Origin of the sequence: Flavobacterium fluviale, assembly GCF_003312915.1 — a bacterium.
Lineage (GTDB): Bacteria > Bacteroidota > Bacteroidia > Flavobacteriales > Flavobacteriaceae > Flavobacterium > Flavobacterium fluviale.
This window is the reverse complement of the sequence record NZ_CP030261.1, coordinates 3,694,326-3,707,974: the sequence shown is the minus strand read 5'-3', so window position 1 is coordinate 3,707,974 and position 13,649 is coordinate 3,694,326. Positions and strand designations below refer to the sequence as shown.

Sequence of the window (13,649 nt, the reverse complement as noted above, 5' to 3'; positions counted from 1 at the left end):
TTTAAATGAATTTATCATTATGCTTAAAAATGTTGCACTAAACTTTGTGAAAAATCTAGATAACTATTTAATAGGACATAACCTGTAAATTTATTTACAAGTTACATCTGTTATTTATATAATTGGCTTTATGTGTTTCATAATTAACACATTATTGTACAATTATTGTTTCTGACTATTCAGCAGATAAAAACGTAAAGATGGTTTTCTTCAATTCCTGACGAAGACTTGAAATTGAATACGGTTTTGTTATGAATTCTGAAGCCTGATGCTTTACAGCTAATGCCTTATCTTCCTGACTTGAAGATGTAGAATAGATAACAACTGGAATATCATTAAAGTTTTCATCCTTTTTGATATGTTTTAAAAACTGCCATCCGTCCATAATAGGCATATTGATGTCGAGAAAAATCAAATCAGGTTTTTGAAAGTCTGAAGAACTCAATTTTTCAACAGCTTCTTTTCCGTTAGCAGCCTCTTCGAATTTTAAAGGCACATCTAACGATAATAAAGATTCTTCAAATATTTCGCGATCATCTGGATCGTCGTCTATTAAAAATACTATTTTCATTTAAAGTTGAATATTAAGCAAATGTACTACTTTTTAAATGTAAATTTTAAATGATTTTTTAGTTATAAATCTGTTTTACTGGAATAATAACGGTAAAGGTAGTACCAGCGCCTTCTTGAGAATTTGCTGTTATAATTCCATTGTGATTCTGAAGTATTCTTCGGCACATCGCCAGCCCGATTCCAGTTCCCGCAAATTCATCCTTTCCATGCAGTCTTTGGAAAATGTTAAAAATCTGCTCAGCATGAATTTGGTTAAAACCAATTCCATTATCGATTACTTCGACTTTAACATATTGCTGCGCATTATTCAAAGAAAGTTCGTTTACAATCGCAAGTGGTACTTCTTCTGATCTAATTGAAATATTCGGAGCTACATCAGCTTTACTGTATTTTAATGCATTTCCAATCAAGTTTCCAAATAGCTGTGACATCTGCAAAGGTATGGCTTCTATGATTGGCAGCCCTTCAAACAAGACCAATGCGCTTTTCTGCTCAATAGTCAGGTCAAAGTCATTTACAATGTCGTGCATGATGAGGTTTAGATCAACTGGTTCAAATGTTTTAGAATTGCTCGAAAGTCTGGAGTATCCAAGTACATCTTTGATAAGGTTTTTCATCCTTTTGGTAGATGTAATAATTTTATCAATGTACATTTTGACTTTATCTGGATTCTTGTCTAAGCTTTCCTTAAGCATTTCTGTAAAAATGCTGATCTTTCTAACAGGTTCCTGCAAGTCATGAGAGGCAATGTAAGCAAATTGCTGCAGTTCCTGATTATTAATTTCAAGTTCGGTATTGGCGGCATGCAGTTCTGCAGTACGCTCTTTTACTTTAAATTTAAGCTCTTCCTGAAGTTCTCTTTCCTTGGTTACATCCTGCGCTGTTCCGCTAAGGCATTCGGGCAGACCGTCTTTACCGTAGATCAGCTGTGCATTGGCATGAATTATACGAACTTGCCCTGTTAGCTTACTGCTTATTGGGAATTCATAATCATAAAAAGCAGATGCTCCTGGAATTAAGGCGTGTTCAATAGAGCTGATGACTTTCTGCCTGTGGCTTTCTGCGATCAGACTAAAAAGCTCTTCTTTAGTCGAACTATGATTCTCAAGTCCAAGCCAGTGTTTAAATCTCGTCGAACAGAAAAATGTATTTGCGTGAAGGTCTAGTTTCCATGTTGCTAGTTCAGCGAGTTCTATAGCTCCTGCAAGTGCCATTCTGGTCTCTTCAAGTTTTTTATCAGCAATTACGCGATCAGTAACATCAATGGCAATATCCATAATGCCGTAAATTTCCCCTTTCGCATTACGAATAGGACTATAGGTAAAGTCAAAATAATACGTGCTTATAACATCATTTACTTTTAGCTCTGCGGGTTCTGCACGCCCGTAATAGGTTTCTCCCGTACGATACACTTGTTCGAGAATTTTCATAAAAGGCTGTCCTTTGAGTTCTGGAACAGCTTCTTCCATAGGCTGTCCGATAACCGATTTGTCTTTTCCCCAATAACCAATCATCATATCGTTGGCAATCTCTATTTTCATATTAGTGCCTGTGAAAAGACAGATGGCAACGGGAGACTGCTCAATCATCAAGCTGATGCGCTGTTCACTTTCTGCAAGTGCTTTTCTTCCCGAAATGATTTCATCCATGTCCATGCAAAAGCCTGCATAACCTGCATATTGTCCTTCGGCATCATAAAAAGGATCTCCGGCAGCTCTGCACCAGATGGTTTCTCCTGTATGTTTTTTTGCCCTGAAAAGAACGTCAAAATGTCCTTTTCTGGCAATGGCTTCTAGATAAGAAGTAATGGCAGTTTTAAGATCTTCTTCAACAATAATCGACGACCATCCGCCGCTTAGAAGTACTTCTTCACTGAGTCCTGTAAAATCTATTAAGGTTTTATTAAAGTAAGTCAGTGTTCCTTCCATATCAGAAAGCCAAAGTCCTGTTGGAGAACTGTCTGTAACGTTACGGAACAATCTGTCAGCCTCTAGTTTCGTTTGAACGAGGCGTGACTCTGCCAGCTGTAGTGCCACTCTGTTTTCTTCCTGTTCTGTAATATCCGCAACCGTGCCCGAAAAAGCAGCGGGTTTTCCTTCTGCATTAATCATTCTCGCTGCCGAGACCGCAATTCGGTGTATGCTTCCATCATCCCAGATGACTCTTGGAGTATAGTAAAAAGTGCCGGTCTCCATTCCTGTTTCTATTGCTTCAGCGCGAAGGTGCAGATCGTCTGGATGTACATATTTTAGAAAATCCCTGCGTGTTAATTTATGTTTTATTTTTCCAGAAAGCAGTAGTGAAAATTCAGGTGAATAATCGATGCTGTTGTCTTTAAAATCAACATTAAAAAGTCCAAGTCCCATACTTTTTATAGTAAGGTCTGTAAGCTGGCGTGATTTCAGTAATTCTTCAGCGGCTTTTTTGTGTGCCGATATATCTTGCAGCGTGCCATTGAATCGGTAAACATTTTTATGTTCATCAAACCATGCCTTTCCCAAAGCATGAACTGTTCTTTGTTTTTTTGTTCGCGGATTTATAATAGTGTATTCAATATCATATTTACCACCCGATTCATATTGAAGCGCTCTGTTTATCGCGTCTACAACACGTTTTCTGTCGGGGTCTGCAATCGCAGCTAAGGCATTGTCCAACAGAATTTCATCTTCTGCTTTAAGTCCAAACCAATTTTTAAGTCTTGTATTCGCAGAGAATTTATTGGTTAATGGATTAAGATCAAAAGTTCCAAACTCGGCTGCATTTATAGCAAATTCCAGTTCTTCTTTACTCTCTTTTAATTTTTGGTTGTAACTTACCTTTTCGGTAGTTTCGTTACAGACAACCAAAACACCTTTAATATGGCGTTCGTCATCGCGTATCGGACTGTAACTAAAAGTCCAATATACATCTTCCATCTTTCCATTTCGGTAAATAGGAAGCAGCAGGTCATCATACCAAACGCTTTCGCCCGTAGTGAGTACTTTTGAAATTAACGGATAAATAAAGTACCAGATTTCAGGCCAGCAGTCTGATGCTTTCTGCCCCATGGCTTTAGGATGCTTTCCTTCATTTCCTAAACTCGGGCGATAGGAATCATTATAAAATTGAATCAGATCTTCTCCCCACCAAAGAAACATAGGGAACTTGGAAGACAGCATGGTAGCCAGTGTATTTTTAAGACTTTCCGGCCAATTCTCCATTGCACCGACAGAAGTATCGGACCAGTGGAAATTTCGAATTATTTCAGCAGCTTCCCCGCCATTTTGAAGAAAAAAATAGTCCTGTGTAGTATTGACGCTGTTCAATCTGTTTTTTTTAGAAGACAAGTAACGTAGATACTGTCAATGTCTCGATTCTCTGTAAAATTAAGAAATAAAAATCAAGAATTAAAACGAGTTTTAGTGGAATGACAGTATTATTTTGTCTTGATTATTTTTTTAGTTTTTGGAAATAAAATTTCATTGTTCCAAGTTCATCAATGGCATTTGTATGGCTTAGATGAAGTAAAAATGCTAAATGCAAAAACCTTTTGAATATCATCCAAAAGGTTTTTTAAAATTATATTTGATTACTCTTTTTCAGTTTCTAGGTAAGATTTTAGTCCTTGAATATCATCGTGTACTATCTTTTCAAAAAGAGGGTTAAGAAGTTTTGCAGCTCCTTGTCCGGCAATTCCAAGAGGGGCACGGTAGGAAATTGTTACTTCAATTTCAGTAGCGTTTCCAACGGCTTTAAAAAGCACCTTTCCAAAGTTTTTAACTGGAGCTTCATCTAGAGACTGCCAGCTTAACAATTTTTCTTTCTGATCTTTAATAATCGCAGCTTTCCAGCTTATTGTTCCAATTCCTGCAGGACCTTTTGCAGTCCATTCAGACTGTGTACTGTTAAGGGTTTTTACAGATTCCAAATGATTCATGAATTTTGGCAGATTTTCTAAATTACGCCAGAAAGCATAAACTTCGTTAATCGGCCTGTTGATTGTAATACTTGTTCGGATGTTAACATTGGAACTTTTATCATTTTTTAGATGGTCTACAGCGCTGTAAACAGGACAGTAACCACTAATTCCCCTTGCCAGCATCGCTCCTCCAGATGTAATCTGGGTAATATTTTTCTTTTCCTGTGACAAACCTTTATATAAAAGATAAGAGCCTGCAGCCGACATTAAGATGCGCTCAAATGTTGACACGTTTACATTGCTCTTTGAAGCTGTTTTTTGTAATGATGTTGAAGTTCCCATAAGGTATATTTTTTAATTTAAGATGAGTTTAATTTATTTTTGCGGATTATCGTAGCTATTCGGATTTGTATCATCTTCATCCGGATCTTCTCCCCAGTCTCCTGTATTCACGTGGACTTGCTCATTTTTATCTTCAGAAGCTTGAAGCTGTTGATGATAAGGACATTTTTGAAGTTCTTCTCTGCTATAATTAGGTAAGTTTTCCATCGCTTTATTATTTTAAATTGTGATAACTTAAATTTAAGTCAGCTGCATCAATTTTTACTTACACGAAAAATCTATTTTGTTGTCAAATTATCACATGGATCTGTTTGATAGTGTGAATTTATTTTGAAGTGAAAAATATTGGCAGATAAAAAAAGGGAGTTTTGAATACTATAAAACTTACTCTTTTTCGTAAAGGATTTTCTTTTTGTTCTATTATTTCTTATTTTTAATAGATCAACTGCTGAAAAAGAAATAAGCTTATGATTTTATATGTTAGACGTTTACTGCTTTGTATGTTGTTTGCATTACTGCTTCCGCATACAATGACGGGCCAATTATTAGGCACAAGTAAAACCACTGCTGAAGAGCCGGCAAAAGTTCCTGACGATTCTTTGGGGAGAAGAACGCCGCAGGGAACAGTTAATGGATTTATTAAGGCAATTGGAGAGCAGAATTATCTAAGGGCGAGCCAGTATTTTGTTTTAAGTAAACGTTCCTATCGCAGAACAGCTGAAAGAATTAAAATAGCGCAGACTTTTCAGCTTTTGTTGGATCAGGGCGGTAATCTTTCTCCGTCATCCATTGTGAGTAATAAAGAAATTGGTCGAATAGACGATGATTTGGCAGCAGGTGTTGATCTTGTTGGAAATATAGCAGCAGGCAAAACGTCCATACAACTTTATGTAGAGAATCAATCAGATGACAGCCAGCCGGCATTATGGCTTTTTTCTGCTGAAACAGTAGAATCTATTCTGTCTGCAGATATTACAGGAGAAAAAACTTTTTTAGACCGCGTGCTTCCTTCTGTTTTAAAAGAGCGCAAGCTTGGAAATGTTCCTATAGGACACTGGGCAGTGGTAGTAATAATGACCGTAGTGTCTTATCTGCTCTCAAGAATGCTCCTGTTTGGTGCTGGTTATGTCATTCAGAAAGTATGGAAAAAAGCGGCAACCGAAAAGGGAAAGGCTGTGATAGAAGCTTTTTCACTGCCGGTTTTAATGTATCTTACCGTTATTTTGTTTGTGGCATTAACTCAGAGAATGGGTATTTCTATCATTGTCCGCCAGCGCTTCAGTATTATTATCATCACTATTGGGATTGTTGCTTTTTTAATACTGCTTTGGAGGTTGACAGATTTTGTTAGTATGTATACGCGAAGCAGAATGACTAGACGCGGGCGTATTTCTGCTGTTTCTGCCATATTGTTTTTAAGTCGTACGACTAAAGCAGCAATTGTCTTTATTGGAATAATTGCGATACTCGGAATTATAGGTGTGGATGTTACAGCTGGACTTGCCGCATTAGGTATTGGAGGTATCGCTCTGGCGCTGGGTGCGCAAAAAACCATAGAAAATTTTGTAGGAAGTGTTAGTCTTATTGCAGACCAGCCCCTACGAGTGGGAGATTATTGCAGAGTAGATGATATCAAGGGGACAGTAGAATCTATTGGAATGCGTTCTACCATGCTTCGAACTTCTGCGCGAACTATAGTAACGATTCCAAATGGGCAGTTATCGGCCAGTAAAATAGAAAATTTTGCCCATCGCGACCGTTTTATTTTTAATCCGATATTTAATTTCAGGATGGATACAGCTCCAGACCAAATGCGTTACCTGCTGGTAGAACTCCGATCTTTATTGTATGCTCACCCTTCGGTTCTCAATTCAACGCCGGTGGTTAGATTTACAGGTATTACCGCTGACGCACTAAAAGTGGAAATAACAGCTTACATCGAAGCTCCTAACTTTGAAAAATCCCAAGAAGTGCAGGAAGATTTATTACTTCGTATGATGGATATAATTGAAAACAGCGGTACTTCTTTAGCTTATCCTTCTCAGACACTCTACATGGCGCGGGATACTGCATCATCTAGTGAAAAAGCAGAGGCAGTGTTTGAAACCGTTAAGAAATGGAAAGAAAAAAATGAACTCCAGCTTCCTGAATTTGATCCCAAACGTGTTGAAGAACTTAAGGGAAGTATCAAATATCCGGATGACGGAAGTTTTAAACCTGATGAAGATAAAAATTAATTTAGAAAATCATTTAATAGGCAGCGGCTTTAGATCTGAATCTGCAGGTCCGTTTATAACAGTTCCATCAGCTGCAAATCTTGATCCGTGGCACGGGCAGTCAAAAGATTTTTCATCATTGTTCCACTGAACAATACAGCCTAAATGCGGACAAACGGCTGAAAATGCTCGAAGAGTATTGTCGAAATCGCGATATACGGCAACTTTTTTGAGATTCGAAGTCATTATGCCTCCTTGACCTGCTTGTAATTCTGCTGTATTTTCTAAATCAGACGCCGACACCCAGTCGAGATATTGAGCAGCGGTATTAACTGCTTCTTTGGCAAAATCAAAACCTGTTTTGACTGTGATTCGGGACGGACTGTACAAATCTTCCCATTTGTTTTTATTACCAGTAATAGCATCACAAATTATACGAGCTCCTATAGTGGCGTGTGTCATTCCGTTTCCAGAATCGCCGGTAATGATATAAATATTTTCATCTCCTGGATTTAGGCCCATAAAACCGAGCGAATCCACTGGCTCCATGACCTGACCCGACCATTTATAAATAGTTTCTTCAAATAGTGGAAAATAGCTTCTTGTCCATTGTTCCAGTTTTTCATATCGTGTAAATTCGGAAATACCTTCTTCATCTGCCTGACCTGTTTTATGATCTTCGCCTCCAGAAATCAGCAGATCGTAATTGTCATCGAAGTTTTCAACTCGTACGTAATGGTAGGGCTGCGAAGGCCATTTAGATTCAGCATCACCAGTGTCCCACCAAAGAGCGTACGGAAGGCTTCCTTTTGGAATTTTTCCAGCAATCACATAACTTCTGTAAGCTGCCTGTTTGGTATGCATGGTTACCAGATCATTAATAGGGGAGTTGGTAGCTACCACAATACTTTCTGCCGTAAAATTATAATTATTGACAATAGCGCCATTTTTACTGATTTTTTCAGCATGTGCCTCGATGTAAATCTCTCCTCCTAAAGCTGTGATGGCTTGAGCCAGTCCATTAAGATAATGGAGTATATGAAATTGTGCCTGATTGTAAAAAGCGAGACAAGGAGTTTGTTCACCATTACTTATTGCAGGAGTACTTTTTAAAAGACCAATATTAAGACCGGCATTTTGCGCGGCCTCAAATTCCTTTTCTAGATTTTTTTCTTTATCGGTTGGATGCAGGAAAAGATAGCCGTTTACTCTTTTAAAAGAACAGTCAATATTTAAGTCTGTGACATTTTTCTCAATTTCTGCAATAGCGGCAGTATGACTTTCTGCAGCCAGTTTTGCAGCTTCTTTACCAAATGTATCTTCCAAAAAATAATAGCGATCATCGAGCGCACTGGTAAGATGTGCAGTTGTACGGCCAGTTTCTCCGCTGCCTATAAAGCCGTCTTCCACCAACACCACTTTTTTACCTGCTTTCAACAGATTGTAAGCTGTTGTGAGTCCGGCTATTCCGCCTCCAATAATCAGTACTTCAGTATGAATGTCTCTGTCGGGCGTTTTAAAAGAAGCAATTTCAGTAGTATCAATCCAGAAGGAAACATTTTCACCTGAGGTAATACTTCCTTCATTTAGTTTTTCAGCTGCATTTTTCATAATGTAATTCTTTAGATCATTGATTGACGGAACAGATAAATTCTGTAAATCTGCCAGTCAAATTTACTTCTGTTACTGCACGCTTTAGTTACAGGATTATATTTGTATCTTACACAATTGTAGAATGTTAGGTTTTAAGTTACCGTTAATTTACATGCGGAATTCAGGAGTTACTGAATTTTGGGTTTAAAACCATTCCATGCTAATTCCAAGGTTTCCACCATTTTTTTTCATCTGATCCGCCGTTGTCATTGGCACTTTGGTCAATATTTTTTTGGGGATCTTCAAGTAGATTTTTATTCGTAATATCTTCTTCTTGTTCAAAAGGATTTGGTACACTTTCAAGCTGTTTCTGAAGATCATGCGCAGTTAAATCAGCTTCATTATCCAAATTAGTATCTTCGGCTTTAGTTAGATGTTTAAAACTAAAATCTATTGTTTTTTCTTTTCCTATTTCAAAAAACTCAACGATGTATTGATTTTTCTCTGCTTCAACAGATTTGATTTTTCCTTTGTTCCATACAGGATGCATTACCATATCACCTTCCTGAAATCTAAGGCTGTTATCTCCAGAAGATTGAGTAATCATTGTTTTACTATTTGCAATAATTTCAGGAGACAGTTTTCCTTTCCTCACATAAAATTCCTCACTAATTTCAAAGAGAAATCTTGAAGGATATTTGTTGAGGCCGGTAGTGAAATTAAAGCCTTCAGAATCGGTCATATAAAATCTTTTCTCGGCTCTTGTCACTGCCACATACATTAGTCTTCTTTCTTCCTCGATAGCACGTTTTCTTCTTTCTTTAATCGAAAGAGCACTTGGGAGCACACCTTCGGTAAAACCACAGAGAAAAACATAAGGAAATTCAAGACCTTTAGAGATATGAATAGTCATCAGGCGTACTTTATCCTGCTTTTCACTATCGGCATCCAAATCCGTGTACAAGGCAATTTCCTGCAGGTATTCCATAATATTCACAGGAGCATTATTTTCTTTTTCCAGCAGTAACATCGAATTGACAAGTTCTTTGATATTTTCGAGTCTATCTTCGTCGCCGTCTTTTCTGTAGAGTTCAGAAAGTCCGCTTTTATCCAAGATAATTTTTACCAAATCTGATATGGATTTAGCTGCAGCATCTTGCTTTAATTCAGTGATTAATTTGATGAAATCTAATGCGCCTTTTTTAGCGAGTTCTTTATCATCTATATTTTTTTCCAGTGCCTGCAGGAGCGAGAGATTCTGTTCTTGGGCAATATAGATGAGCCTTTCTAAGAATTTTTTGCCAAGACCACGCGTCGGCTGATTGTGCATACGTAAAAAGGAGAAATTATCACCCTGTACGATTAGCCGCAGCATCGAGAGCACATCTTTAATTTCTTTTCTTTCAAAGAATCGGATACCGCCAAAAATAGTGTAGGGAATATTTTCTTTAATAAGTGCCTGCTCAATATTTCTAGAAAGATGATTAGAACGGTAAAGTATTGTAATGTCTGAATAAGCCGCATCTTCTGATTTTAGAATTTCTTTGATTTCAGATGCTATCCAAAGACTTTCTTCATAATCATTTTTTCCATGAAAATGCACTACTTCAAAACCTTCGGGTTTATCGGTAATCATATCCTTGTCGACCCTTACAGTATTGTTTTTAATGATATGATTCCCAACTTTTAAAATGTTAGGAGTAGAGCGGTAATTGCGGTTCATGATGATGGTCTGTGTATCGGGAAAGATGGTATCAAATTCCACCAGATACTCCGGTTTAGCACCACGCCATTCATAAATAGTTTGATCGGGGTCTCCAACCAAAAATAAATTTTGATGAACTCGCGAAAGGATTTCGACAAGATGAAACTGGCTTTCGGAGCTGTCCTGCGCTTCGTCAACTTGAATGTAGTGGAGGTTCTCCTGCCACTTTAAAAGCACATCTGGATTATGGTCCAAGATAAAAGCCGTAAAATGAATCAGGTCATCAAAATCAAGGGCATAATTACGCTTTTGTTTGTCAAGGTATACTTGGAAAACACGGCTTGATAAAGAGTCGCTCTCGTCGGGTTCAAAACTTTTATTTTCCAGTATATAGGAAAGGTAATTGGAAGAACTTTTCTGTTTGGATATAAAACGCAGGACTTGTTTGAAAGTCAAATGTTTAGAGTTGATCTGAAGTTCGGTAAAAACATCTCTTAATATGCTTTTCTGATCTTCGGCATCCAGAATGATAAAATTTTTAGGATAATGTATTTTGTTGATTTCCTCGCGTAAGAATCTCACGCAGAAACCGTGATAGGTCGTAATAAAACTCACATCATAGGTGTCGCCAATAAGCGCTTTAACGCGTTTCTTCATTTCCTGTGCTGCTTTATTGGTAAAAGTCACGCACAGTATGTTAGAGGAATTAATGCCCAGTCTGTCTACGATATAAGCAAATCTTGAAGTTAGTGCCTTCGTTTTTCCAGATCCTGCGCCGGCAATTACACGAACATAGCCTTCCGTAGTTTTTACGGCCTGCAGCTGGCTGGGATTAAGGTTTTCTAGAATAGGGTCATTCATTTTTCAAGCAGTATTTTTTTGATGGACTTATTTGTTCTTATTGTGTAAACCAAAGAACTCAATGAACAAATTTAGGTAAATAATTTAAGCTGTAATAAAGTACTGAAGGGGCACTTTAAGACTGGCAGAATAATAGGAGCTAATTGTTACTATTTAAAAGAAATCTGATGTAAAAATAAAATCTTGAAGAGCATTTTTTATCGTTTGATTAAAAATGCTCTTCAAGACTTTTTCTTGATTATAATTTTTCTTTTTTAAAGTGTTTGGACTTAGTCCTCATCATCTTCATCTTCAACAGCTTTTTCCTCATCAAGAGTTCTTCTGTTGGCATCGTTATCAAAATCATCTTCATGGCGGCTGGTTTTTTCTTCTTCAGACCGATCGCTGTGAATTCCTCTTGAATCGTTTTCATGCTGGTTGACCGCTGGGTCTTTTTTCTCCATAAGTTCAGAATTTATGGAATCATCGGCTGCGTGATAAGTACGTTCGTCCTGATCGTAGTTATCATAATTTTCTCTAGACATAATTTTTTACTTTAATTGATTTGTGATATAATTTTACAATTGAGACAGCTTTGAAGGATCGGTTGCTTCTGCAATGCTTTTTCCTTCTGGGTTTTGATGCTTATCATTTTTAGTATCATCCCATGGACCTTCTTTTAAATGAACTGTTTCGCATGCGCTTTCTCCAGAAGACTTTTTGGAACTTCTTGAAGTGCTCGGCATACTTTGATTTTCGTCATTGCTGTCCGCATCTTTATACTTGTTATTTTCCATGATTCTCTGGTTTTTCAGTTTTTTCTTTATGATTTTCCAAAAGCTCCCGAGCTTGTTTAAGTCCCGTAGCAATTGCAGCGCTTTCTTCTGCACCATCTTGTAGTAGAGCATTGGCTATTTCTACTGCTTTTTCTCTTACTACAGCGGGCTGATTTTTATAAGACGGAGGATAGTCCCCATTATACCAAGGCATAATGTTATCTGTTTTGTTCGAGATGCTCCATAAAGTCTTCCACACTAGTGCCTGCTGCTCGTACAGCATTTTTTAATACTTCCTCTGGCACATTAAGTTTTTCAGACCAGTATTGCACATCTTTTGATTCACTTATATCAATGTGCGAATCATTTTCTCTTCCTATGTTTGATTGATCATCCATGATTTTTAAATTTTTTAGTTTATCCAAAGTTACTATCAGTGAAAACAATCTTGTTATATTATAAAATACATTTTTTACAGGATTGTAATGATTTACAATGAGTTATATTTTTAAAGAGAAGTGTTCTAAGTAGTTGACGGCGTTGTGAATTATATCGAGAAAGGCTGAAAAATTAACCTCTTCTTGTATTGATATAAGTTTCTAAAGCTTTCTAGTCATCAGCATTAGAGCAGCGCTGACTCCCAATCCTGCTAGGAAAGCTATACCTAAACTATTGGATGTTTTTGATGGAATTTTTCCGTACACTCGAAGTGGTTCTTTTGAGTTTGTCAGAACATTTCCAGGATTATCTTCCTTCGCGTCGTTATGTTTCATTTTAAAACGAACGGCTGCAGATGCTGTATTAATAACTGTTTTTGGAAATAATCTGTAAATGTTTGTTAGTGCAGCCGCGCGGAAATCTGGAAATAAATCTTTTTTAGGATGTTTTGCGAGCTCTACCATTCCCGCAGCGGTTTCACGCGGATCAGATGCAATAAACGGAATTTTCATATCGAAACCAGAATATTTGGCTGAATGCAGGTTCCCAGTAGAATTTTGTAACTGCGGATACATATTACAGATATGGATATTCCTGCGGTTGGAAATTTCGCCCTGCAGACATTCCATCATTCCCCTAATTCCATGTTTTGAAGCAGAATACACTGCACTGTAGGGAGCTGGCATGTAACCTCCAATCGAAATGTTGTTAATTAAGATTCCTTCGTTCTGCTTCTTAAAAATTTTGACAGCATTATAAGCGCCATACATATATCCAAATAAATTGGTTTTAAGGACCTGCTGATGAATTTCTAAAGGAATTTCTTCAAATTTTCCGCTTGCCATTACCCCGGCATTATTTACCCATATATCAATTTTGCCGCCGATTTCCAAAGCTTTCTCTGCGACTTTCTCCACATCTTCAGCTATTGACATATCAGCAATGACACCAATAGACAAAACATTCAACTCACGGCAAAATGCTACAATTTCATTTATGCCTTTCTGTCCTCTGGCAACTGCAATAATATTACATCCTTCTTTCGCAAAAGCTTCTGCAGCCGCTCTGCCGACACCGCTGCTTGCTCCAGTTATAACTACATTTTTTCCTTTAAGACTGTTTTCTTGTATTGTGATATCTTCCATTTTTTTTACTATTTAAATTGTACAATGCTTATTTGTTTGATAAACATTGATTTAAGTTAGTAAAAATATTCTGCGAAGGAGTAAGGTTTAAGAAAACTTTAATTTAGAGTGTAGTGCGATTGC

At 37.3% G+C, this 13,649-nt stretch carries 12 protein-coding genes; 1 reads left to right on the top strand and 11 read right to left on the bottom strand.

Annotated elements, in window-relative coordinates; genetic code table 11:
- Positions 1 to 175: 175 nt before the first annotated feature.
- The 4 genes from HYN86_RS16325 to HYN86_RS21010 all read right to left on the bottom strand — a co-directional run bounded on the left by HYN86_RS16325 (position 176) and on the right by HYN86_RS21010 (position 5,020).
- Positions 176 to 571, bottom strand: a complete 396-nt coding sequence (locus HYN86_RS16325) for a response regulator (protein WP_113679001.1) — start codon at positions 569 to 571, stop codon at positions 176 to 178.
- Positions 572 to 629: 58 nt separating this feature from the next.
- Positions 630 to 3,878 (bottom strand): PAS domain S-box protein, encoded by a 3,249-nt coding sequence (locus tag HYN86_RS16320; RefSeq protein WP_162789391.1) that lies wholly within the window; start codon positions 3,876 to 3,878, stop codon positions 630 to 632.
- Positions 3,879 to 4,141: 263 nt separating this feature from the next.
- Entirely contained in the window at positions 4,142 to 4,813 is a 672-nt protein-coding gene (locus tag HYN86_RS16315; protein ID WP_113678999.1) for an SRPBCC family protein, read from the bottom strand.
- Between the two features lie 33 nt (positions 4,814 to 4,846).
- Positions 4,847 to 5,020 carry a hypothetical protein gene (locus tag HYN86_RS21010; RefSeq protein WP_162789390.1) on the bottom strand — a complete coding sequence of 58 codons (174 nt, stop codon included), beginning with the start codon at positions 5,018 to 5,020 and terminating at the stop codon, positions 4,847 to 4,849.
- Positions 5,021 to 5,280: 260 nt separating this feature from the next.
- Between HYN86_RS21010 and HYN86_RS16310 the strand changes: the two genes are divergently transcribed.
- A complete protein-coding gene (locus HYN86_RS16310) occupies positions 5,281 to 7,050 on the top strand; it encodes a mechanosensitive ion channel family protein (protein ID WP_113678998.1) in 1,770 nt (589 codons plus the stop codon).
- A 9-nt stretch (positions 7,051 to 7,059) separates the two neighbouring features.
- Here HYN86_RS16310 and HYN86_RS16305 read toward each other — a convergent pair whose 3' ends face one another.
- The 7 genes from HYN86_RS16305 to HYN86_RS16275 all read right to left on the bottom strand — a co-directional run bounded on the left by HYN86_RS16305 (position 7,060) and on the right by HYN86_RS16275 (position 13,526).
- Entirely contained in the window at positions 7,060 to 8,640 is a 1,581-nt protein-coding gene (locus HYN86_RS16305; RefSeq protein WP_113678997.1) for an FAD-dependent oxidoreductase, read from the bottom strand.
- A 202-nt stretch (positions 8,641 to 8,842) separates the two neighbouring features.
- Positions 8,843 to 11,188, bottom strand: a complete 2,346-nt coding sequence (locus HYN86_RS16300; protein ID WP_113678996.1) for an ATP-dependent helicase — start codon at positions 11,186 to 11,188, stop codon at positions 8,843 to 8,845.
- A 269-nt stretch (positions 11,189 to 11,457) separates the two neighbouring features.
- Positions 11,458 to 11,712 carry a hypothetical protein gene (locus tag HYN86_RS16295; protein WP_113678995.1) on the bottom strand — a complete coding sequence of 85 codons (255 nt, stop codon included), beginning with the start codon at positions 11,710 to 11,712 and terminating at the stop codon, positions 11,458 to 11,460.
- Between the two features lie 33 nt (positions 11,713 to 11,745).
- Positions 11,746 to 11,964 (bottom strand): hypothetical protein, encoded by a 219-nt coding sequence (locus HYN86_RS16290; RefSeq protein ID WP_113678994.1) that lies wholly within the window; start codon positions 11,962 to 11,964, stop codon positions 11,746 to 11,748.
- On the bottom strand, positions 11,954 to 12,157 hold the full coding sequence (locus tag HYN86_RS16285) for a DUF2188 domain-containing protein (RefSeq protein ID WP_113678993.1): 204 nt from the start codon (positions 12,155 to 12,157) through the stop codon (positions 11,954 to 11,956). Before HYN86_RS16285 ends, HYN86_RS16290 begins: the two co-directional genes overlap by 11 nt.
- Positions 12,158 to 12,161: 4 nt before the next feature.
- Entirely contained in the window at positions 12,162 to 12,341 is a 180-nt protein-coding gene (locus HYN86_RS16280) for a DUF3606 domain-containing protein (protein ID WP_113678992.1), read from the bottom strand.
- Between the two features lie 201 nt (positions 12,342 to 12,542).
- On the bottom strand, positions 12,543 to 13,526 hold the full coding sequence (locus tag HYN86_RS16275; protein ID WP_113678991.1) for an SDR family NAD(P)-dependent oxidoreductase: 984 nt from the start codon (positions 13,524 to 13,526) through the stop codon (positions 12,543 to 12,545).
- Positions 13,527 to 13,649 lie beyond the last annotated feature (123 nt).